The 21,173-nt window shown below is 62.7% G+C and carries 18 protein-coding genes and 1 pseudogene; 13 read left to right on the top strand and 6 right to left on the bottom strand.

The window, feature by feature from the left end; genetic code table 11:
- The first annotated feature begins 73 nt into the window (after window positions 1–73).
- The 4 genes from HX792_RS08470 (at window position 74) to HX792_RS08455 (ending at window position 4,150) form a co-directional block, all read left to right on the top strand.
- Window positions 74–1,183, top strand: coding sequence for a saccharopine dehydrogenase family protein (locus HX792_RS08470; protein WP_176995642.1), 1,110 nt, complete (start codon window positions 74–76; stop codon window positions 1,181–1,183).
- Window positions 1,180–1,668 (top strand): hypothetical protein, encoded by a 489-nt coding sequence (locus tag HX792_RS08465; protein WP_176995641.1) that lies wholly within the window; start codon window positions 1,180–1,182, stop codon window positions 1,666–1,668. Before HX792_RS08470 ends, HX792_RS08465 begins: the two co-directional genes overlap by 4 nt.
- A 111-nt stretch (window positions 1,669–1,779) precedes the next feature.
- Window positions 1,780–2,877: a carboxynorspermidine decarboxylase gene (gene nspC / locus HX792_RS08460; RefSeq protein WP_176995640.1), complete on the top strand. Its 1,098-nt coding sequence runs from the start codon at window positions 1,780–1,782 to the stop codon at window positions 2,875–2,877.
- A gap of 28 nt (window positions 2,878–2,905) precedes the next feature.
- Complete coding sequence (locus HX792_RS08455) at window positions 2,906–4,150, top strand: saccharopine dehydrogenase family protein (RefSeq protein WP_176995639.1); 1,245 nt, start codon at window positions 2,906–2,908, stop codon at window positions 4,148–4,150.
- Window positions 4,151–4,391: 241 nt separating this feature from the next.
- On the opposite strand, the gene HX792_RS08450 is transcribed toward HX792_RS08455, so the two are convergent.
- A complete protein-coding gene (locus tag HX792_RS08450; RefSeq protein ID WP_176995638.1) occupies window positions 4,392–5,171 on the bottom strand; it encodes an IclR family transcriptional regulator in 780 nt (259 codons plus the stop codon).
- Between the two features lie 216 nt (window positions 5,172–5,387).
- On the opposite strand from HX792_RS08450, the gene HX792_RS08445 reads away from it, so the two are divergent.
- The 5 genes from HX792_RS08445 to HX792_RS08425 all read left to right on the top strand — a co-directional run bounded on the left by HX792_RS08445 (window position 5,388) and on the right by HX792_RS08425 (window position 9,521).
- Window positions 5,388–6,170: an ABC transporter substrate-binding protein gene (locus HX792_RS08445; protein ID WP_176995637.1), complete on the top strand. Its 783-nt coding sequence runs from the start codon at window positions 5,388–5,390 to the stop codon at window positions 6,168–6,170.
- Window positions 6,167–6,835, top strand: a complete 669-nt coding sequence (locus HX792_RS08440) for an amino acid ABC transporter permease (RefSeq protein ID WP_176995636.1) — start codon at window positions 6,167–6,169, stop codon at window positions 6,833–6,835. The genes HX792_RS08445 and HX792_RS08440 overlap by 4 nt, the downstream gene beginning before the upstream one ends.
- The gene (locus tag HX792_RS08435) at window positions 6,832–7,584 is read left to right on the top strand and encodes an amino acid ABC transporter ATP-binding protein (protein WP_176995635.1); all 753 of its coding nucleotides are present in this window, start codon (window positions 6,832–6,834) and stop codon (window positions 7,582–7,584) included. Before HX792_RS08440 ends, HX792_RS08435 begins: the two co-directional genes overlap by 4 nt.
- The gene (locus HX792_RS08430) at window positions 7,581–8,849 is read left to right on the top strand and encodes an FAD-binding oxidoreductase (RefSeq protein WP_176995634.1); all 1,269 of its coding nucleotides are present in this window, start codon (window positions 7,581–7,583) and stop codon (window positions 8,847–8,849) included. The genes HX792_RS08435 and HX792_RS08430 overlap by 4 nt, the downstream gene beginning before the upstream one ends.
- A gap of 162 nt (window positions 8,850–9,011) precedes the next feature.
- Window positions 9,012–9,521 (top strand): signal peptidase II, encoded by a 510-nt coding sequence (locus HX792_RS08425; protein WP_176995633.1) that lies wholly within the window; start codon window positions 9,012–9,014, stop codon window positions 9,519–9,521.
- Between the two features lie 21 nt (window positions 9,522–9,542).
- On the opposite strand, the gene HX792_RS08420 is transcribed toward HX792_RS08425, so the two are convergent.
- From HX792_RS08420 to HX792_RS08410, 3 genes are all read right to left on the bottom strand, one after another.
- On the bottom strand, window positions 9,543–10,013 hold the full coding sequence (locus tag HX792_RS08420) for a hypothetical protein (protein WP_176995632.1): 471 nt from the start codon (window positions 10,011–10,013) through the stop codon (window positions 9,543–9,545).
- 106 nt (window positions 10,014–10,119) lie between these two features.
- Window positions 10,120–11,028, bottom strand: a complete 909-nt coding sequence (gene glsB, locus HX792_RS08415; RefSeq protein WP_176995631.1) for a glutaminase B — start codon at window positions 11,026–11,028, stop codon at window positions 10,120–10,122.
- A gap of 200 nt (window positions 11,029–11,228) precedes the next feature.
- Window positions 11,229–11,639, bottom strand: coding sequence for a hypothetical protein (locus HX792_RS08410; RefSeq protein ID WP_176995630.1), 411 nt, complete (start codon window positions 11,637–11,639; stop codon window positions 11,229–11,231).
- A 110-nt stretch (window positions 11,640–11,749) separates the two neighbouring features.
- Here HX792_RS08410 and HX792_RS08405 point away from each other — a divergent pair, with 110 nt between their 5' ends.
- From HX792_RS08405 to HX792_RS08395, 3 genes are all read left to right on the top strand, one after another.
- Window positions 11,750–12,604 carry a helix-turn-helix domain-containing protein gene (locus tag HX792_RS08405; RefSeq protein ID WP_176996166.1) on the top strand — a complete coding sequence of 285 codons (855 nt, stop codon included), beginning with the start codon at window positions 11,750–11,752 and terminating at the stop codon, window positions 12,602–12,604.
- 100 nt (window positions 12,605–12,704) lie between these two features.
- Window positions 12,705–14,774, top strand: coding sequence for a TonB-dependent receptor (locus HX792_RS08400; protein WP_176995629.1), 2,070 nt, complete (start codon window positions 12,705–12,707; stop codon window positions 14,772–14,774).
- A gap of 186 nt (window positions 14,775–14,960) precedes the next feature.
- The gene (locus HX792_RS08395) at window positions 14,961–15,851 is read left to right on the top strand and encodes an AraC family transcriptional regulator (protein ID WP_176995628.1); all 891 of its coding nucleotides are present in this window, start codon (window positions 14,961–14,963) and stop codon (window positions 15,849–15,851) included.
- A 3-nt stretch (window positions 15,852–15,854) separates the two neighbouring features.
- On the opposite strand, the gene HX792_RS08390 is transcribed toward HX792_RS08395, so the two are convergent.
- Window positions 15,855–17,567, bottom strand: coding sequence for an ABC transporter ATP-binding protein (locus tag HX792_RS08390; RefSeq protein WP_176995627.1), 1,713 nt, complete (start codon window positions 17,565–17,567; stop codon window positions 15,855–15,857).
- Window positions 17,551–19,332 carry an ABC transporter ATP-binding protein gene (locus HX792_RS08385; protein ID WP_176995626.1) on the bottom strand — a complete coding sequence of 594 codons (1,782 nt, stop codon included), beginning with the start codon at window positions 19,330–19,332 and terminating at the stop codon, window positions 17,551–17,553. Before HX792_RS08385 ends, HX792_RS08390 begins: the two co-directional genes overlap by 17 nt.
- Before the next feature lie 255 nt (window positions 19,333–19,587).
- On the opposite strand from HX792_RS08385, the pseudogene HX792_RS30580 reads away from it, so the two are divergent.
- Window positions 19,588–21,162 (top strand): annotated as a pseudogene (locus HX792_RS30580) ((2,3-dihydroxybenzoyl)adenylate synthase); the annotation flags it as partial.
- Between the last annotated feature and the right edge of the window lie 11 nt (window positions 21,163–21,173).

The raw sequence follows: 21,173 nt of genomic DNA, 5'->3' as shown, positions 1-21,173 counted from the left end.
CTTTAGCGAGGCTGCGAAGGCGATGGGTCACCCTTTATACTGCCGCCCTCACCTCCCCCCTCAAGGAAGAACCATGCGCGTCATTGTCATTGGAGGCCTGGGCAATTTCGGGCTGCGGATCTGTCGACGCCTGGCGTTTGAACCGGGTATCGAGGTGGTCGCCGCCAGTCGCAGTTCGCGTGGAGGCCTGCATGCCTTGGATGACGGGCAGAGCGTGGCCACGCTGCCCCTGGATGTCAGCGCCGCCGATTTTGAGCAGCGCCTGATTGAAGCCAAACCCGGCCTGGTCATTCATTGCGCGGGGCCCTTTCAAGGTCAGGATTACCGAGTAGCGAAGGCGGCATGTGCAGCCGGGGCGCATTACCTGGACCTGGCAGACGGCCGCGACTTTGTCGCGCAGTTCGCCGCGAACGTGGATGAGCAGGCAAAAGCGGCGGGTGTGCTGGCGATTTCCGGCGCCAGCAGCGTACCCGGCTTGTCCTCTGCCGTGGTCGATCACCTGGCCCACTCTTTCAGCCGCATCGACAGCCTCCAGACCGTCATCGCCCCCGGCCAGCAAGCCAGCCGTGGCGTCGCAACTATCCAGGCCGTGTTCGGTTATGCGGGCCTGGAATTCGAGCGCTGGAACGACGGTGCCTGGACCCGTCAGTTCGGCTGGCAAGACCTGCGCCACTTCAGCTTCGCGAAGATCGGCAAGCGCTGGGGCGCCGCCTGCGATGTGCCAGACCTCGCGCTCTTTCCGCTGCGCTACCCGGGCGTGCGTGACGTGGCCTTTCATGCCGCCCTTGAACTGCCCGTCCAACACCTCGCCCTGTGGTTGGCTGCCGCTTTGCGTCGGCTCGGCCTGCCGCTGCCGATCAGCCGCTACGCCGCCCAGCTCGACGCTTTCTCCAGCCGTGTGCTCGACCGCTTCGGCAGCGAGACCGGCGCGATGCAAGTCAAGGTGCAAGGCTTGCGCAGCGATGGCCAACCTGGCTCGCTCACTTGGCACCTCACCGCACCCGGTGGCGACGGCCCGGAAATACCCTGCATGGCTGCCTTGCTGCTCGCGCTGAAACTTGCAAAAAACCAGCTCCCACAAACCGGCGCGTTCCCTTGCCTGGGCTTTCTGCAGTTGGATGAATTCACCGCGGAGTTTCAACGCTGGGGCTTCACCACCACCATCGTCGAGAGCACCCCATGAGCCAACGCCGCATCACGCTGATCATGCCGGCCAGTGCCGCCGAGGCATTCGAGGCGTTCCATAACCACAGTGTGCGTATGCAGTGGGACACGCTGCTGTCGCGCGCGGGCGTGGAAGGCGGCGGCAGCCATCCGTACAAGGGCGCAATTACCTTTAACCAAGGGCGTGGCTGGAAACGCTGGTTCGCGATGCGCACACGCTTCGTCAACTATGTGCCTGCCAAAGTGGCCGCCGCCGTCTTGGTGGAACCTGCCGGCTGGTTCGACGGGTGGTCAGCCTCCATGCGTCACCGTGATCTAGACAACGCCACCTCAGAGCTGATCTATACCTTTAATGTACGCCTGCGCCCGCGTTGGATCGGCTGGCTGTTGGACCCGTTGGCCAACCGCCTCTTCGAACATGAAACACGCCAACGCTTTGCCGCCATGGCCGAGTATTTGCGCCGCCACGCGTCAAACAGTCACGAGAATTCGCCAGACTTGTAGGCGCTTTCAAATGTGATGCAGGCAAAATCCGCCCGCTAACCTTTCGATTCGATCCAAGTGCGGGCACAATGCGTGTCCTTTTTTGGCAGGCACCGCCGCAGGCTCTCAAAAATGATCAAAACGCCGTACTACCTCATCGATAAACAGAAGCTTCTGGTCAACATGCAGAAGATCGCTTACGTACGCGAGCAGTCCGGCGCCAAGGCGTTGCTGGCGCTCAAGTGCTTTGCCACCTGGTCGGTGTTCGACCTGATGCAGCAGTACATGGACGGCACCACGTCGTCGTCGCTGTACGAGCTCAAGCTCGGTCGCCAGAAGTTCGAAGGCGAGGCGCACGCCTACAGCGTGGCCTGGGCCGACGATGAAATCGAAGAGATGCTGGATAACTGCGACAAGATCATCTTCAACTCGATCAGCCAGCTGCAGCGCTTTGCCGAACGTTCCGAGGGCAAGACCCGTGGCCTGCGTGTGAACCCGCAGGTGAGCAGCTCCGACTACCTGCTGGCCGACCCGGCGCGCCCGTTCAGCCGTTTGGGCGAATGGGATCCGGAAAAAATCGAAGGCGTGATCGATCAGATTTCCGGCTTCATGTTCCACAACAACTGCGAGAACGGCGACTTCAGCCTGTTCGACAAGATGCTCGGCGTGATCGAAGAGCGCTTCGGTGCGCTGCTGCACAAGGTCGAGTGGGTCAGCCTCGGCGGCGGCATCCACTTCACCGGTGAAGACTATGCCGTGGACGCGTTCTGCGCCCGCCTCAAGGCGTTCTCCGAGAAGTACGGCGTGCAGGTTTACCTGGAACCCGGCGAAGCGGCGATCACCAACAGTGCTTCCCTGGAAGTCACCGTGCTCGACACCCTCTACAACGGCAAGAACCTGGCCGTGGTAGACAGCTCCATCGAAGCCCACCTGCTGGACCTGCTGATCTATCGCCTGAACGCCAAGCTGGCGCCAAGCGAAGGCGAACACACCTATATGGTGTGCGGCAAATCCTGCCTGGCCGGGGACATCTTCGGTGAGTATCAATTTGATCGTCCGCTGGCCATCGGCGATCGGCTGTCGTTCATCGACACCGCAGGCTACACCATGGTCAAGAAAAACTGGTTCAACGGCCTGAAAATGCCGTCCATCGTAGTGAAACAACTCGACGGTACCGTCGAAGTGGTTCGTGAATTTGGTTACGACGACTACCTGTCCAGCCTTTCGTAAGCTGGCGGATAAAGGAGAGATAAAGCAATTGAAAAAGAACGTTCTTATCATTGGTGCAGGAGGTGTCGCCAAGGTGGTGGCCCACAAGTGCGCGCAGCACAACGACGAACTCGGTCGTATTGCTATCGCGTCGCGCAACATCTCCAAATGCCAGGCCATCATCGACAGCGTCAAGGCCAAGGGTAGCCTCAAGGTGCCCGCCGACATCCAAGCCTTCGCGCTGAACGCCCTGGACGTGGAAGCGACCAAGGCCCTGATCCGTGAGACCGACTCGCAGATCGTCATCAACGTGGGTTCCGCGTTCCTCAACATGTCGGTACTGCGTGCCTGCATCGACACGGGCGTTGCGTACCTCGACACCGCCATCCACGAAGAGCCGGGCAAGGTCTGCGAGACCCCGCCGTGGTACGGCAACTACGAATGGAACCACCTGGAAGAGTGCAAACAGAAGAACATCACGGCCATCCTCGGCGTGGGCTTCGACCCGGGTGTCGTCAACGCGTATGCCGCGCTGGCGCAGCAACAGCATTTCGACCGCATTGATTCGATCGACATCCTCGACGTCAATGCCGGCTCCCATGGCAAATATTTCGCCACCAACTTCGACCCGGAAATCAACTTCCGCGAGTTCACCGGACAGGTGTGGAGCTGGCAGAACAGCCAGTGGACCAGCAACACCATGTTCGAAGTCAAACGCACTGATGACCTGCCGGTTGTCGGTTCGCAGAACCTCTACCTCACCGGCCACGATGAAGTGCACTCGCTGTCGAAAAACCTCGACGTGCCCAACGTGCGTTTCTGGATGAGCTTCGGCGAACACTACATCAACGTGTTCACCGTACTGAAAAACCTCGGCCTGCTCTCCGAGAAGCCGGTCACTACCGCCGAAGGCCTGGAAGTGGTGCCGTTGAAACTGGTCAAGGCCGTGCTGCCCGACCCGTCTTCGCTCGCCCCTGGCTACACCGGCAAGACCTGCATCGGCGACCTGGTCAAGGGCACCAAGGACGGCCAGCCGCATGAGATGTTCATCTACAACGTGGCATGTCACGAAGAAGCTTTCGCTGAAACTGACAGCCAGGGCATCTCCTACACCGCAGGCGTGCCACCGGTGGCCGCTGCGCTGCTGGTAGCCCGTGGCGAGTGGGACGTGAAGCACATGGCCAACGTCGAGGAACTGCCGGCTGAGCCGTTCCTGAAGGCGCTGGACGTGATGGGCCTGCCGACCCGCATCAAGGACGAGCACGGTGATCGTGCGTGGGATGCGACTGCCTGATAGGCAATTGCTGACCAAAAAATGCGCCCCACGGGGCGCATTTTTTGTTTGGGCTGCTATAGGAGCCGGCTTGCCGGCGATGGTGGTGTGTCAGTTGATACCCTCAAGCCCAATGAGATCAACTGTGGGAGCTGGCTTGCCTGCGATAGCGGTCTTCCAGTGCCCTATGTGCTGACTGACACACCGCTATCGCCGGCAAGCCGGCTCCTACAGTGGATTGGCGGCGGATGTGAGGGTGGAGTTATTCCAGGTTCCGGGCTGAGTTGCTCAGCGCTCGCGAACACTGCAACAACGCCGGCGCCAGCTGCTGCTCTGCATCCGCCCTGGTCCAGCGGCTGGTCGGCGCCACCACGTGCACGGCCGCCACCGGCCGACCATTCGCACCCAGCACGGGCGCGCCGATGGTCATGTCACCCAGGAACAGTTCCTGGCCATTCACTGCGTAGCCCTGCTCGCGTACCTGTTGCAACGATTGCAGAATCTGCTCGACGTCCGTCAGTGTCTGGCTGGTGTGGGCAATGCGCTGGCTATTTTCGATCAGCACCAGCGCCTCCTCCTGCGGCAGCGCGCTCAAATAGGCGCGCCCCGACGCCGTGCAGTACATCGGCACCCGCGAGCCGATCGGCATGTGCACCGGCACAAACCCCGAGCTGACGAACCGCGCGATGTAGGTCATGTCGTAGCCCGCAGGCTCGGTCAGGCACGAGGTTTCGCCGGTCAGCCGGGTCAGTTCCGACAGAAACGGGTTGGCCACTTCGATCAACGAATGCGCATCCAGGTAGCTGAAGCCCAGCTCCAGCACCCGAGGTGTGAGTTGGTAATGGCGTGTGCGCGAGTGTTTCCGAAGGTAACCCAGGCTTTCGAGGGTAAACACCATGCGCTGGGCCGAACTTTTGGTCATGCCGGCCGCCTCGGCCACCTCTGCAAGGCTCATGCTGCGGCGCTGGGCGCTGAATGCCTTGAGCACCGACAGGCCTTTTTCCAGGGATTGGTTGTGCAAACTGTTGCGTTCTTCAGACATGGCGGACTCGCGGCGTAGGTGGCTCAGGCGTGGCGATATTTCTACCGTAAAACACAAAAATAGACCACTAAATATCGCATATCGATACGAATGGTTCATTTTGTCGATTTTATATAGCGAAATACGATTTTTATCAATCGAAATGGCATAGAGCTTGCGTTTTCATCGGCAGCCGCTTGCGGTACTGACTTTCCGTTTTCCTTCTGGAGTAACCCGATGAACAGTCTTTCGCCCTTGTTTCGCCGCCTTGCCTTCGCCCTGTGCGCCACGCTCTGCGCCAGCGCCGTGCACGCAGAAAGTGCGTCCTCGTACAAAGTCGGTGCAACGGCCAGTGGTTCGCCGTTCACCTTCCTCGACATCAAGAGCAACAGCATTCAGGGGGTGATGGTCGACGTAGCCGAGGCCGTGGGCAAGGCTGGCGGCTTCACCAGCCAGATCGAACAGACCAACTTCGCCGCGCTGATCCCCTCCCTCACCTCCGGCAAGCTGGACTTCATTTCGGCCGGCATGCTCAAGACCGAGGAACGCACCAAGGTCGTCGACTTCAGCGCCCCGGTGTACGCCTACGGTGAAGGCCTGATCATCAATGCCGACGACAACGCCAGCTACCCCGACCTGACCCCCCTCAAAGACCAGGTGGTCGGCGTGCAGGCCGGCACCATCTTTTATGACCAACTAAACAAGCTCGGCATCTTCAAGGAAATCCGCACCTACGACTCCATCGGCGAGATGGTCCGCGACCTGTCCCTGGGCCGCATCAAGGCCGCCGTGGGCGACCAGCCGGTGGTGGCCTACCAGATCCGCCAGAAGCTGTTTAAAGGCGTGAAACTGGCCGCCGACTACAAACCCACCAACGTCGGCGAAGTGTGCCTGGTGGTGCGCAAGGGCGACACCCAGACCCTGGAACGCCTGAACAGCGCCATCGCCAGCATCAAGGCCGACGGCACCCTGGACAGCATCCTCAAGAAGTGGGGGCTTGATACCCAGGTGCGCCCATGAACCCGACCGAGTTCCTGCAAAACGCCCAGGACTTCTTGCCGATCCTGCTGCAAGGCGCCTGGGTGACGATCCAGATCACCGTGCTGTCGTTCCTGCTCAGCAGTGCCATCGGCCTGGTGCTGGCGTTGCTCAAGCTGTCGCCGATCCGTGCGCTGTCGTGGACCGCCAGCACCATCATCAACGTGATCCGTGGCCTGCCGATCATCGTGCAGCTGTTCTACATCTACTTTGTGCTGCCGGACATGGGCGTGCACCTCACCGCGTTCTATGCCGGAGTGATCGGCATGGGCATCGCCTACTCGGCGTACCAGGCCGAGAACTTCCGCACCGGCATCATTGCCGTGGAACAGGGCCAGCGTGAGGCCGCCGAAGCCCTGGGGATGCGCTCGGTGCTGATGATGCGCCGGGTGATCCTGCCCCAAGCGTTTCGCATCGCCCTGCCGCCCTATGGCAACACGCTGGTGATGATGCTCAAGGACTCGTCCCTGGTGTCCACCATCACCGTGGCGGAGATGACGCGCCAGGGCCAACTGATCGCCTCGTCGACCTTCCAGAACATGACCGTCTACACCCTGGTCGCCCTGCTCTACCTGCTGATGAGCCTGCCGCTGGTGTATGGCCTGCGCCGCATGGAACAGCACCTGGGCCGGAGGAAAAAAGCATGATCGAGATTCGCCAACTGCAAAAACACTACGGCAGCCACCGCGTGCTGCACGGCGTCGACCTGGACGTGGCCAAGGGCGAAGTGGTGTGCCTGATCGGGCCGTCGGGCTCGGGTAAATCCACCCTGTTGCGCTGCATCAATGCGCTGGAAGCCTACGACGGCGGGCACATCAATGTGTTCGGCGAAACCGTGCAGCGCGGCAGCAAGACCGTGCACGCCCTGCGCAGCCGCATGGGCATGGTGTTCCAGCGCTTCAACCTGTTCCCCCACCGCACCGTGCTGGAAAACGTCATGGAAGGCCCGGTGTACGTCAAGGGTGAACCCGTACAGCAGGCCCGCGAAGAAGCCCTCGTGTTGCTGGAGAAAGTCGGCCTGAGCGCCAAGGCCGATGCCTACCCGGAACAACTCTCCGGCGGCCAGCAACAACGCGTGGCCATCGCCCGCGCACTGGCGATGAAACCCGAAGCCATGCTGTTCGACGAACCCACCTCAGCCCTCGACCCTGAGCTGGTGGGCGACGTGCTGGCGGTGATGCGCACCCTCGCCGACGAAGGCATGACCATGATCGTGGTCACCCACGAAATGGGGTTTGCCCGGGAAGTGGCCGACCGCGTGTGCTTCCTGCACGGTGGCTACATCGTTGAAAGCGGGCCAGCCGAGCAAGTGTTGGGCAACCCGCAGCAACCGCGCACCCAGGACTTCCTGCGCCGCGTGCTGCACCCCACCGGCGATACGCGGAGCCTGTCATGAAGTCATTGTGGTCAGCGACCGCACCGGCGGCCGTGCCAACCCCGGCGCTGGGTGAGTCGGTGAAGGTGGATGTGGCAATTGTCGGCGCCGGCTATACCGGCCTGTCCACCGCCCTGCACTTGGCCGAACGCGGCGTAAGTGTGTGCGTGCTGGAAGCCAACGAGCCGGGCTGGGGCGCCTCCGGGCGCAATGGTGGGCAGGTCAACCCGACACTCAAATACGACCCGGAACAGCTGGTGAAGATGTACGGGCCAGAGCGTGCCGAGCCGTTGATTTCCACCGTGTCGAATTCGGCCGACCTGGTGTTCAGGTTGATCGAAAAACACCGCATCGATTGCGCCCCGGTGCGCAAGGGTTGGATGCAAGTGTCATACACCGAAAAAGGCGTGGCCGGGTTGCACGCACGGGCCGAGCAATGGGCGCGACGCGGCGTGCCAGTGCAGGCGTTGGATGCGACAGCGGTAGCTTCGCGCATGGGCAGCGAGGCCTTTGCCGGTGGCTGGCTGGATGGTCGTGCCGGGGCGATCCAACCCTTGGCCTATGCGCGTGGTTTGGTGGGCGCGGCGTTGGCAGCGGGTGTACGGATTCATGGGCAAAGTGCGGTAACGGGTTTGCAACGCCAGGGTTCCGGCTGGCAGTTGCAGACGGCTGGCGGTGCCCAGGTCGCGGCGGATCGTGTGGTGCTGGCCACCAATGGCTACAGCGGCAACCTGTGGCCGGGCATGGCCCAGAGCATCCTGGCGGCCAACAGTTTTATCGTCGCCACCAAGCCGTTGAGTGGGCGTGCGGCCGAGAGCATTTTGCCGGGGCAGGAAACGGTGTCCACCGCGCAGCGGCTCTTGCTGTATTTTCGCAAGGACAGCCATGGGCGCTTGCTTATGGGCGGGCGTGGGTTGTTCAACGACCCCACTGACCCCACGGATTTCGCTCACCTTGAGCGCTCACTGGCGCTGCTGTTTCCGCAACTGGGCCCACTGGAATTCGAGTACCGCTGGGCGGGACGGATCGCGATCACGCGGGACTTTATGCCCCACGTCCATGAACCGGCACCGGGGCTCACGTTGGCGTTGGGGTGTAATGGCCGAGGTATCGCGTTGTGTACCAGTTTGGGGCAGCAATTGGCCGGGCGTTTGTGTGACAGCAACGCGGAGTTTGCCTACCCGGTTACGCCGTTGCAGCGTTTGCCGATGCATGGGTTGCAACGGTTTTACATTGGCGCTGGAGTGGCGTGGTACAGCCTGCTGGATCGGCTCAATGTGAGCTGATCCTGCGCTCATCATTTCGTCACAAACCTGGCGTAGGCTCGCGGCCTTCAGATCTCAAGGATGAGACCCCCTTTTTGTTGTGAGCGGACTTCGCGTAGACGGCTCGAGGCGCCTGAGCTATCTTCGGGCGCTATCGATCGACCCGGAACAGGAAGTTACCGCTTGAGCACGTCGTCCCTACTGCGAGGCCGTACCTTTGCCCTCCTCGCCGGCATCGCTTTTATTGCAGCCGACCAGTTGGTCAAACTATTGGCCCTGATTTCGCTGCAAACCCAAAGCTTCAAATTCGGCACAACCCCCTTCAACCTGGCACTGGAATTGAGCCTCAACCCCGGCGCCTTCCTGAGCCTGGGCGCAGCGTTGCCGCCACAGCTCAAGCAGCTGATTTTTATCGTAGGGGTTGCCGTCGTAGTGGTTTGGGCGCTGTGGTGGTCGCTGTCCAACTGGAGCCAACCGCTGCGTAAAGTCCTGCCGCTGTACGCCATCGCCCTGGGCGGTATCGCCAACCTGATCGACCGCGTGTTCCGCGACGGTCATGTGGTCGACTACATGGTGTTGAACGTGGGCCCGACGCATACCGGCGTGTTCAATCTTGCCGATATCGCCATCACCGCCGGGGCGTTGTGGCTGATGCTGGATTTGTTTGTTAAGCCGCGCAAAACCCGAGTCTGACCGGGCAGCACCGCCTAGTTATTAAACGCCCAGGGGCATCAACGCCGCTAATGCATCTGTGATCAACGCCTTAAGAATAGGCGTTGATTTAGCCTTCATGCGATCACTTACCTCTTGCTGCTTGGCAGTCACTTTGCTGGCGTATTTCGAGGCCTGCCCCTCGGCGGCGAGGGACGCCATCTCCTCATCGGTAAACGATTGCTGGTAAGCCTCAGCCAGGTTCAAATCCCACTGTGGCTGGTACTTGGGTAGCAATTGCGTGATTTGCTCATCGAGCGCCTTCCTGGCCCCGGCCGGCCCGATCTTTTCGGCAACCATCGCGTAGGTCACCGTCGTCCTCGCTGCTAATTGTGCAAACTGCTGCAGGTTCTTGCCCATGTGCTGTTTGGCGATGAAAGCACGGGCGGCGGGTGACGCCGGTATATCGGCAGATGCGATGCTGGCGAGCGACAGCAGCAATAGAAAGGCGAAGGCAGTGAAAGTCCGTTTCATGGTGCATATCCTTGGGAGTAGCCTTCAGCGTAGCGGCGCAAAGTGGCAGTTTGATGTCATGCGCAAAATAGCTCGTTCCCACGCTCTGCATGGGAACAGCCTCATCTCAAAACACCGACCACCCTATCCGCTCGCTCAACAACTCCAACGCCTTCATCCCCGCCAGCGAGTTCCCCGCCGTGTTCAACTCCGGCGACCACACGCACACCGTAAACTGCCCCGGTACCACCGCGACGATCCCGCCGCCTACCCCACTCTTGCCCGGCAACCCCACGCGATAGGCAAAGTTGCCCGCTTCGTCATACAGCCCGCTGGTGGCCATGATCGAGTTGACTTGCTTGGTCTGGCGCGCGGTGAGGATCTGTTCGCCGCTGTGGGCGCTCACGCCTTCGTTGGCCAGGAAGCTGAAGGCGCGGGCCAGGTCCAGGCAGCTCATCTGCAGGGCGCAGTAGTTGAAGTAACTGTGCAGCACGGCGTCCACGTCGTTGTGGAAGTTGCCGAAGGATTTCATCAGGTAGGCCATGGCGGCGTTGCGTGCGCCGTGTTGGGCTTCAGAGTCGGCGACCACGCTGTTGACCAGGATCTGCGGGTTGCCTGAAAGGCGTCGTACGAAATCGCGCATCGACAAGATCGGCACGGCAAAGCGTGATTGGTTGATGTCGCAGATCACCAACGCACCGGCGTTGATGAAGGGGTTGCGTGGCCGGCCGCGTTCGAATTCCAGCTGCACCAGGGAATTGAACGGCTGCCCGGAAGGCTCATGGCCCAGGCGTTCCCAGATGGTTTCACCGCCGTGGTCGATGGCCTGCACCAGGCTGAATACCTTGGAAATGCTCTGCACCGAGAACAAGGTGTCGGCATCGCCGGCGCAATAGGCCGAGCCGTCATTGCCGTACACGGCGATACCGAGCTGGTTGGCGGGCACGTCGGCGAGTGCGGGGATGTAGTCGGCGACTTTACCGAGGCCGATCAGGGGGCGCACTTCGTCGAGGATCGACGAAAGCATCGCCTGCATGTCTTGTCCTGTCATCTGTCTTTGAATCGGTGATATGCGGGGCGCGGAGGATACCTGAAGCGGGCGATTTAGGTGGACTGAACAACACCTCGGTAAACCTGTAGGAGCCGGCTTGCCGGCGATGGCGTCCCTGAGTGCGATGCAAAACCCGAGACCCTATCGCCGGCAAGCCGGCTCCTACAAGGGACGTGTGGCGTTGTTTAGAAATGCGCCACATCCGACACCTGCTCATCCAGCACATCCCGCGCCAGCGCCCAGGCGCGGTCCTGGGACTCTACCACCAGCAGCGGATAGCCCCAGGCCTTGCCGAAGGTCACGGCAAACGGCTTGAGGGCCAGGCGCTTGGCGGCGCTTGGCTCGACCTGGATCATGCCTCTGACGTAGGCCCGCAGCGCCTGCTTGTTTTTCTTCATCCAGATTGACGCGTGCTTGCGCTCTTCGTGGGAGTGTTCGTGATTGCTTTCATCCACGGCTTTTTCATGCAGCAGCACAAAAGCTTGCTGCCGGGCCAGGAGGCCTTCGAAGACCAGGAAAGCGTCAGCCGGGCCGCCTTCGTTGGGAGCGTCGAAAACGATTTTCACCACCGGGAATGTTGTGCTGTCGAGTCGCATGGCAGAGCTCCTTGTTGAGAATGGATCTCACTGTATCGATCGGCCCGCTGGACGGCATTGCACAGAATAGCCAGACTGTTTCGCAATTCAGCCAACCTGCGATCTCCGCCATGAAACACCACCGCCTTGAAATGCATGACCGCTCGATGGTCAGGGATGCAGATCAATTCCCCCGCGCCGTGGTGGCCGTGGGCGCCACCAGCACGTCGGACACCTGGGAGCATGCGCAGCACGCCCACCGCAAAGGCCAGTTGCTGTACACCCTGCGCGGGGTCATCCATTGCGAGATCGAAGCGGGTATCTGGATCGTGCCGCCGCAGTGCGCGTTGTGGATTCCCGGCGGCGTCTCCCATGCGGCTCGCGGCTCGGGCGAAGCAGAAGTCTATTGCCTGCTGATCGACCCCGACGCCGCCTGCGCCCTGCCCCCGCAATGCTGCACCCTGGCGGTGTCAGGGTTGTTACATGAGTTGATCAGCAAGGCCGTGAGTTTCCCGCTGCTGTATGACGAGGACGGTGCCCAGGGCCGTTTGATCAATACGCTGCTGGATGAATTGGCGGCCGCGCCCATCGAGGCCCTGCACCTGCCCATGCCCCAGGACCCGCGCTTGCGCCGCCTGGCCGACAGCCTGCTGGCCGAACCCGCCGACAAGGCCACGCTCGGCCAGTGGGCGGTGCGCATCGGCATGAGCGAACGCAGCATGACGCGCCTGTTGCTGGAGGAACTGGGCCTGAGTTTTGGCCGCTGGCGCCGGCAGTTGCACGTGATCCTCTCGTTGCAACGCTTGGCCAAGGGCCAGAGCGTACAGACGGTGGCGCTGGACCTGGGCTATGAGAACGCCAGCGGCTTTATCACCATGTTCCGCAAAGCCGTCGGCCAACCGCCAGCGCGTTACCTGGCAGACCGTGCCGGGGCCCTGAACGCGCCGTCTCCCGCGACCATTGCGCTTAAGGAGGCAAAAGGCTAGCTACGTTGCACTGCAATCGGGTGATTTAAGACCCGAATCGGGTAGTGCGGAAAATGAGAACCCGTATCATTTGCGCCATTCTCCTTCAGGCGTGGACACCATGGAACGCTCTTCCCTCTCCCAAGCCGTACGCTGTGCCTTGTTTTTGTCTTGCACCTTGCCACTGATGCAATCGGCGATGGCCGCCGATGTGACCGTCGATGAGCTGGATGCCACCGTCATCACGGCCACCAAGCAGGACACGCCGCAGTTCAAGACCACCAACAGCGTCAGCGTGGTCAAGGGCGAAAAAATCGAGGACAGCCACCTCGACACCCTTGGCGAAGTCGCCCAGCGCCAACCCAACCTGTACTTCAGCACCTTCACCCAGCACACGCCGTCGCTGACCATTCGTGGCCTGGGTTTTTCCGATGATGAGGGCGATAGCATCAGCAACAGCGTGTACATCGACGGCGTGCCCATGAACGGCCTGGTGCTCGGCCAGCTGTACGACATCGACCAAGTGGAAATCCTGCGCGGCCCGCAAAACACCCTGTACGGGCAAAACAGCATGGGCGGCCTGGTGGCCCTGCGCACCCGAGACCCGGAGTTCACGGCGGGTGGCAAGGTCAAGCTCGAATACGGCACCCACAACCAGCAGCGCGCCGAAGTCACCGGCAACCTGCCCCTCACTGAAAACACCGCCGTGCGGGTGACCGTCGGCGGCGAAAAGAACGATGGCATGATCGCCAACGCCACCCTAGGCCGCCACGATACTGCCGGCTGGGACAGCGGTTTCGGCCGTATCAAATTGCTGCACCTGGACGACGACGGCGGCGAGTGGCGCTTCGGCTTGCACCACATGAACACCCATGGCGACAACGACTATTTCGCCACCCGCGACTTGGCGAAAAAGTACCAGTCCAACGCCACCGACGCCGGCACCAACAACACCGAATACACCCTGTTCACCGGCGAATACCGCAAGCGCTTTGCCGATGACACGCAACTGGTGGTCAACGTCGGCGCCAACCAGACCGAGTGGGATTACTGGTTGCCTAAATCGATCTTCGGCGGCACCGCCGGCTACGACATGAAGACCCGCCAGTACACCGGTGAAGCCCGACTCAACGGCCAGAAGGGCAACATCGATTGGCTGGTGGGCGGCTTCCTGTCCCATGTGCGCCGCGACGCGCCCTACACCTTCGACCTCAGCCCGTATTTCCTCAGTGCCACCAAGGCCAAGGTCGAGGGTGACACCGTCGCCACCTTCGGCGAGCTGGGCTGGCGCTTCCAGCCGCAATGGCGTGCCGCCGTCGGCCTGCGGGTGGAACACAACCGCCGCACCATGGACTGGAGCAGCACGCAGGGCGGCATGTTCGACAGCAATGGCGACGGCGTGCCCGACACCAGCTTCGCCAGCCTGGAATCGTTCAACGACCGCAAGGTCAGCGAAACCGTGGCCCTGCCGCGTTTCAGCCTGGAGTTCAGCCCCAACGACCAGCACTTCACCTACCTGGTGCTGGCGCGCGGTTACAAGGCGTCCGGCTTCAACACCTACTCCACCACCGCCAGCGCGGCTGGCGATGCCTACCACCCGGAATACGGCAGCTACGCCGAGCTGGGCTACCGCTACCGCGCGCCGAGCAAGGTGTGGGAAGTCGGCGCCGACGTGTTCTACACCCGCCTGCGCGACCAGCAGGTGATCGTCGAGGACGGCGGCGGCCAGACCTCCACCAGCAACGCCGGCAAGTCCCACAACAAAGGCCTGGAACTGACCGCCACGGTGCGTCCGGTGGAGTCGGTGCAGGTCAATGCCTACGCCGCGTTGCTTGAGGCGCAGTTCGACGACTACAACCGTGGCGCGGTGGACTATTCCGGCAAGCAATTCCCCAGCACACCCAAGCACAGCTACGGCATGTCGATGGACTGGGCGGCCACCGACCACATCACCGTCGGCACCGGCCTGACGCGCCAGGGCCAATCCTATCTATACCCGAACGCCACGCTGTCCCAGGGCGCCTACACCCTGTGGGACGCCAACATCGATTATCGCCTCAAGCAGTGGACCATCGGCCTGTTCGGCAAGAACCTGGGCGACACCACCTACTTCACCCGCGCCATGGCCAACGGCATGGTCATCGCCGGCCAGCCGCGTACCCTGGGCGTGCGGGTGGGCATGGAGTTCTGAGACTAACGTTACAACCTTGCAAATGAGAACGATTAGTAATAGCCTGCGATCCATCTTGAAAGCTCGCAGGGATTTCCGGGCAATGCGCTGGCCTCTCCGTAACAGGGGTCCGCGCAGGAACAAGGACACTTGCGAGCCGTCTGCCCCCTGCCCAGGTCACCTGGGCGGTTGCCTGCGAGGACGACCATGTACCAGCTTCGCGCTTCCACCTTCTTTGACGAAACCGCGCCCCAGGCCGGCCCGCCTGGCTGTCACGTGCGAACCCAAGTGGTCCAACCCGGCCTGGAAGTCTCCCTGGTGACCTTCAACGCCACGGACGCGGTGCGCATCAGCACCATCGACGACAACCCTCACCTGCACTTCAGCTGCATGCTCAACGGCGATATCGACGTGCGCGTCGGCCGCAAAGACCTGCACCTGGGCAAAGACCAACTGATGACCAGCTTCGCCCCTGCCGAACGCTTCGAGCTGGCGTTTGCTCCCGCCCACCGCAACCTCGAACTGCGCATCACGCCCCAGCGCCTCAGCGAACTGGCCGGCGAGGATTACCAGCGGCTGGGCGACAGCATCGAAGGCAACTTCTGCCTGCACACCACCCACGGCAACCAGCGCATCAAGGACGCCGCCCTGCGCCTGGAACGCCTGCTGGGGGATGATTCAGCCTCGCCGCTGCTGGTGCATTCGGCCAGCCTGGAATTCCTCGCCTGGCATCTCAAGGCCTTCAACCCCAAGGACCAGAGCGAGCAGATTTCCCGGCGTGAACAGAAGCAACTGCTGGCCGCCCGCGAACGCCTGCTGATGGACCTCAGCGCCGCGCCCACCATCGAGCAACTGGCCCGCGAGACCGGGCTCAACCAGCTCAAGCTCAAGCGTGGGTTCAAGGCCATGTTCGATGTGAGCATCTACGCGCTGTTCCAGCGCGAACGCATGGGCAAGGCGCGCCAACTGCTGCAGCACCATGGGGTGACCGACACCGCCTCGATGCTCGGCTACAGCAACATCAGCCACTTCAGCGTGGCGTTTCGCAAACAGTACGGCGTACTGCCGCGCGATGCCCGGCGCGGCGCGCTGGAATAACCCTTACCCCGCCTGCTGTTGCCACAACTCGGCATACAGCCCGCCACGTGCCAGTAACGGCGCGTGGCGGCCGCGCTCGACGATACGCCCCTGGTCCAGCACCAGAATCACATCGGCATGGCGCACCGTGCGCAAACGGTGCGCCACCATGATCAGCGTACGGCCCTGGGCCAGGCGTGACAGCGCGCGCTGGATCTCATGCTGCGCCAGCGGGTCGACCGACGCCGTGGCTTCGTCCAGCAACAGAATCGGCGCGTCCTTGAGCAACGCCCGGGCGATCGACAAACGCTGACGTTCGCCCCCCGACAACCGCTGGCCGTTCTCGCCGATGGGCGTGTCATACCCCTGGGGCAAACGCTGGATAAACTCATCACAACCGGCCTGGGCACAGGCGTGCCTCACCTGCGCCAGGCTGGCGTCGGGCTTGCCCAGGCGCACGTTGTCGAGCACGCTGGCGTCAAACAGTTGCACGTCCTGGAACACGAAACTGCACGCGGCGTACAGCTGGTCCAGGCGCATGTCGCGCACGTCCACGCCCCCCAGTTCAATACGCCCCTGCTGCGGGTCATAAAAGCGCGCCAGCAAATGCAGCACGCTGCTTTTACCGGCGCCGGAAGGCCCGACAATCGCCAGCATCTGCCCTGGCTCCACGGCAAAATCCAACCCCTGCAACGCCCACTCCGGCTGTTCGGGATAACGCAGGCCCACCTCGCAAAAACGCACGCCGTGGCCCTGTGGCGCCACCGGCTGCGAGGGCTCGGCAACCTCAGGCATCTCCAGCAAGGCCTGCAACCGCGCTTGCGCCTGGGCCAGGCCGCGCAGTTCGCTCAGGTACGCCGCCACATCCAGCAAGGGGTCGAGCAAACGCGGCGCCACCAGCGCGAACAACATCCAGGTCAGCGCCGGCAGTTGCTCGGCATTCGCCAGCAGGCCCGCCACGAGCAACAGCAGCACCAGGCTCAAGTCCACGCACAACCGGTACAACTGGATGGCGCTGCCGCCCCACACTTCCACCCCCAGGCTGTGACGTTCAATCTCGCCGAACTGCTGGTCCAACCGTTCGCGCCACGCCCCGGCGCGATTGAACAGACGCAAGGTGCGCAGCCCGCCGATAAACTCCACCAGCACCCCCGCCGCCTGCATAAAGCTGTGCTGCTTGCGCCGGCCCGCCGCCAGGAAAAACCCGCTCAAGCGGTTCAACAACACAAACGCCAAGGGCAACGTCACCAGCAGCGCCAGGGCCAGGCGCCAGTCCACCCACACCAGCACGCCGATGAACAGCAACGGCACCGCCAGCGATGCCAGCAACTCACCGAGCACGTGGGTGAAAATGGTTTCGATACGCTTGACGTCTTCCGTCAAGCGCTCACCCAGTTGCCCGATCCTCTCTTGGCGAAGCGCGCCCAACGGCAGATGCGCCACATGGTCGAGCAAGTGGCGCCGGTAACCGTGCATCAACTCATAACCGCCGAGAAAACTGTTGAGCTGGCCGAAGTGCGAACACACCAACTGCGCTACCAACAGTGCCGCCAAGCCCACGCCCAGCCACACCAGTGAAGGCATCGCGGGTTCAAGCAGCCACACAAACCCGAGAAAGAACGGCGCAATCGCACACGCCCGCTCCAACACGCGAAAACCCAAGCCCCACCACAGGCGCGGCGAGCGCGTATCGGCAATGCTCACCACTTGGCGCAGCCCTTCAATCAACCCGTGCATGCTGCGTACTCCCTTCTCGGATGGTCCAGTCTTCGCTGTCGAACTGGTGCTGCCATTGCGTGGCATAAGTGCCGCTGCGCGCGAGCAACTGGCCGTGAGTGCCCGATGCCTGGATTACCCCGCGCTCCAGCAACACGATCTGTTCGGCGTCGCAAATGCTGGTCAGGCGGTGGGCAATCACCAGCAAGGTCTTGTCCGGCCAGGTGGCGCGCAGCGCCTGGTAAAAGCGCTGCTCCGTACGGCTGTCGGCAAAGGCCGTGGCCTCGTCCAGCACCAGGATCGGCGTCTGCGCCAGCAGCGCCCGGGCCAGGCCGATACGCTGGCGTTCGCCCCCGGACAAACGTACGCCACGCTCATCCATCGGCGTGTTCAGCCCCATTGGCAAGGCCCGTACAAAGTCCTCGGCCTGGGCCACGCGCAGGGCGCTGTCGATTTGTTCGAGGGTCGCGTCGGGACTGCCGATGCGCAGGTTATCCAGCAACGTGCCCTGGAAGATGAACGCGTCCTGGGACACCACCCCAACCGTCGCTGCGCGGGCAGCCTCGCTGAGTGCCGACAACGGCTCACCGTTCACCCGCACCTGCCCGCTTTCAGCGTCCAGCAACCCACCCAATAACCAGGCCAGGGTACTTTTGCCACTGCCAGAGGGCCCCACCAACGCAGTCATCTGCCCGGCAGGCAAGTGCAGGTCGATGTGTTGCAACACGGGCTGCGGGTCATAGCTGAACGACACCCCTTCAAACATCACCTCCAGCGGCGGGCTCAAGGCTTGATCTCGCCCGCCCGCAGGCTGCGGCCACACCAGCAACGGCGCGAACCGACGCACGCCGCCCATGATTTCCTGCACCTGGGAATTGAGCCGCGCCACCCGTAACAACGGCCGCAGCATGCCGGTGCCCAGGATCAACACCAGCACCAGCTCGGCCTGGGTCAACTGCCCCGCGCCGTACAACCACAACCCCACGGGGAACAGCACCACGACGTTGGCCCCCAGCAACACCACGAACACCGACCAGCCGGGCACCGTCATGCCGATCATGCGGCCTATCAATTGCCGGTAATGGGCCAAGGCCTCGCGCATGCGCTTGAACGAACGGGCGTCCTGGCGGAAGGCTTTCATCAACGGTGCACTGCGCAAGAACTCCAGGGTCGCGCCGTCCAGGTCATCCACCGCCCCGGCGTACTGCGCCAGCCGCTCACCCAGGCCGCGCATCATCCAGGCCTGGGCCAGCAGCGCCAACGGCACCGGCAACAAGGCACACAACGCCAGGCGCCAATCGAGCAGGCACAGGGCGATGAATACCCAGATCGGGCTCAACAACGCCGCCACACACTCGACGCTGTGGTGGGCGATAAATTGCTCCATGCGCTCCACATCCTGGATCACCCGCTGCTTGAGTTCGCCGCTGCTCAAGCGGCTCAACCACGGCAGCGGCGCCCACGACAAATGCCGCACCAACGCACGCCGGGTGTTGAGCAACACGCGATACGCCGCCACATGGCTCAGGTAATACGCCAGGGTGTACAGCAGGTATTTGCCCAGCAGGGCCGCCGCCATCCAGCCGGCCAGGGTGAACAGGTCAGCCCCCACGCCAGGCCCGCCCTGCACCACGCGGTTCACCGCTTGGGCCAGCAGGAAAAACGGCAGCAACTCCACCGCCGCTGCCAGCACCGCCATGGCCACCGCCAGGCCCAATCGTCGCCCCTGGCCCCGTAGCAGCCAACGCCAGCTCGGCGTTGGCGCGTCGGCCTGTTCAGTTTTCATCGCCATCCCCAGCCTGATTCGAGTGTCCCGGGATGATTGATCAAGCGGCCGGTCGACGGCTCCCCTGATCGGTTCGCACAGGCCCCGGATGGGAATTATTGCTGGCCCGGCGCTGCGCACTTTTGGGCATAAGGTTGTAACCAAAAAATTCGGATCAGGGCCATGACGTTCGGTTTCGGGCAGTCCATTCGTTGAATAAGGAGAATGATTCTCAACAAACCAGCTTTCCAGCGACCCTCACAAGGAGCCCGAACCATGCACCCTCTTCATTGGCGCGACACTCAAGCCCAGCACCTGACCGGAGGCGGCCTGTGGCAACCCCAAAGCCTGAATGAGCACCTGCAAGGCTGGGCACGCACCTTCGGACCACGCATCGCCCTGATCGAAGGCGAGCAACAACTGAGCTACCGCGACTTCGAACATCAAGTGTGTTGCCTCGCCGGTGGGCTGGCCGACCTCGGCATCCACAGCGGCGACCGCGTACTGGTGCAACTGCCCAACGGCATCGACTTCGCCCGCACCCTGTTCGCCCTGTTGCGGGTGGGCGCATGGCCGATCCTGGCCATGCCGGCGCACCGCGAACGGGAAATCCAGGCCCTGTGCGAGCTGGCCGAACCCAGTGCCTACATCGTCGCCGAGCGCTTCCTGGGCTTTGATTACCGGCCCATGGCCGAACGCCAATTGGCGCTGTGCCCGTCCCTGAAACAGTTGATCATCGCCGGTGCCGTGGCCGCTCAAGGCGTGACCCTGGCCAGCGTCAACGGCGCGCTGCGCGAACCGGCGAAGGTCGACCCCCACAGCACCGCGTTGCTGTTGCTGTCCGGCGGTACCACCGGCACCCCCAAACTGATCCCGCGCAGCCATGCCGATTACGCCTACAACGCCATGGCGTCTGCGCAACTCTGCGGGTTCGACCAAAACTCGGTGTACCTCGCCGCCCTGCCCATCGCGCATAACTTTCCACTGGCTTGCCCGGGGCTGATCGGTGCCTTGTCCAGCGGCGGTCGCGTGGTGTTCTCGCGCACGGCCGGGGCCGATGAAGCCTTCGATCTGATCGCCCGCCACCGCGTGACCCACACCGCCCTGGTGCCGCCCCTGGTGAAGCTGTGGCTGCAGGCGCGCGAGTGGGACCACAGTGACCTGTCGAGCCTGCGCCTGTTGCAGGTCGGCGGCGCGCGGCTGTCCAGCGACGTTGCCGCACGTGTCGCGCCCGCCCTGGGCTGCGCCCTGCAACAAGTGTTCGGCATGGCCGAGGGCTTGCTCTGCTACACCCGCCTGGATGACCCGCAATCGGTGGTGCTCAATACCCAAGGCCGGCCCCTGTGCAGCGCCGACGACGTGCGCCTGGTGGACGCGAATGGCACCCCCGTCGCCCCCGGCGAAGTCGGCGAGCTGATCGTGCGCGGCCCCTACACCATCGCCGGCTATTACCGTGCCGACGCCCACAACCGCCAGGTGTTCGACGCCGAAGGCTTCTTCCATTCCGGCGACCTGGCGCGCTGGACCGCCGACGGCAACCTGGTGGTCGAGGGGCGGATCAAGGAACAGATCAACCGCGCCGGCGAAAAAATCGCCGCTGCCGAAATCGAACAACTGCTGCGCGAACACCCGCTGGTGCAAGACGCCGCCGTGGTCGCCCTCACCGACGAACGCCTGGGCGAACGGGTGTGCGCCTGCGTGATCCTGCACACGCCGCAACCCTTTGCCTTGAGCACCCTGCACCAGCATTTCCAGGGCCTCGGCCTGCCGCGCCACAAGTGGCCGGACCAACTGGAAATCCTGCACAGCTGGCCCCTGACCAGCGTCGGCAAACTCGACAAACGCCAATTGCAGCAACGCTT

Origin of the sequence: Pseudomonas sp. B6002, from assembly GCF_013385985.1 — a bacterium.
Lineage (GTDB): Bacteria > Pseudomonadota > Gammaproteobacteria > Pseudomonadales > Pseudomonadaceae > Aquipseudomonas.
This window is presented reverse-complemented; position numbering and strand designations above follow the sequence as displayed.

Bases quoted from the DNA above. Each gene is read 5' to 3' on its own strand.
- HX792_RS08465 (WP_176995641.1), top strand. From the start codon at position 1,180: ATGAGCCAACGCCGCATCACGCTGATCATGCCGGCCAGTGCCGCCGAG.
- HX792_RS08450 (WP_176995638.1), bottom strand. From the start codon at position 5,171: ATGTCTGAAGAACGCAACAGTTTGCACAACCAATCCCTGGAAAAAGGC.
- HX792_RS08440 (WP_176995636.1), top strand. From the start codon at position 6,167: ATGAACCCGACCGAGTTCCTGCAAAACGCCCAGGACTTCTTGCCGATC.
- HX792_RS08420 (WP_176995632.1), bottom strand. From the start codon at position 10,013: ATGAAACGGACTTTCACTGCCTTCGCCTTTCTATTGCTGCTGTCGCTC.
- HX792_RS08435 (WP_176995635.1), top strand. From the start codon at position 6,832: ATGATCGAGATTCGCCAACTGCAAAAACACTACGGCAGCCACCGCGTG.
- HX792_RS08390 (WP_176995627.1), bottom strand. From the start codon at position 17,567: ATGCACGGGTTGATTGAAGGGCTGCGCCAAGTGGTGAGCATTGCCGAT.
- nspC (WP_176995640.1), top strand. From the start codon at position 1,780: ATGATCAAAACGCCGTACTACCTCATCGATAAACAGAAGCTTCTGGTC.
- HX792_RS08405 (WP_176996166.1), top strand. From the start codon at position 11,750: ATGAAACACCACCGCCTTGAAATGCATGACCGCTCGATGGTCAGGGAT.
- HX792_RS08445 (WP_176995637.1), top strand. From the start codon at position 5,388: ATGAACAGTCTTTCGCCCTTGTTTCGCCGCCTTGCCTTCGCCCTGTGC.
- HX792_RS08430 (WP_176995634.1), top strand. From the start codon at position 7,581: ATGAAGTCATTGTGGTCAGCGACCGCACCGGCGGCCGTGCCAACCCCG.
- glsB (WP_176995631.1), bottom strand. From the start codon at position 11,028: ATGCAGGCGATGCTTTCGTCGATCCTCGACGAAGTGCGCCCCCTGATC.
- HX792_RS08410 (WP_176995630.1), bottom strand. From the start codon at position 11,639: ATGCGACTCGACAGCACAACATTCCCGGTGGTGAAAATCGTTTTCGAC.
- HX792_RS08385 (WP_176995626.1), bottom strand. From the start codon at position 19,332: ATGAAAACTGAACAGGCCGACGCGCCAACGCCGAGCTGGCGTTGGCTG.
- HX792_RS08470 (WP_176995642.1), top strand. From the start codon at position 74: ATGCGCGTCATTGTCATTGGAGGCCTGGGCAATTTCGGGCTGCGGATC.
- HX792_RS08395 (WP_176995628.1), top strand. From the start codon at position 14,961: ATGTACCAGCTTCGCGCTTCCACCTTCTTTGACGAAACCGCGCCCCAG.
- HX792_RS08400 (WP_176995629.1), top strand. From the start codon at position 12,705: ATGGAACGCTCTTCCCTCTCCCAAGCCGTACGCTGTGCCTTGTTTTTG.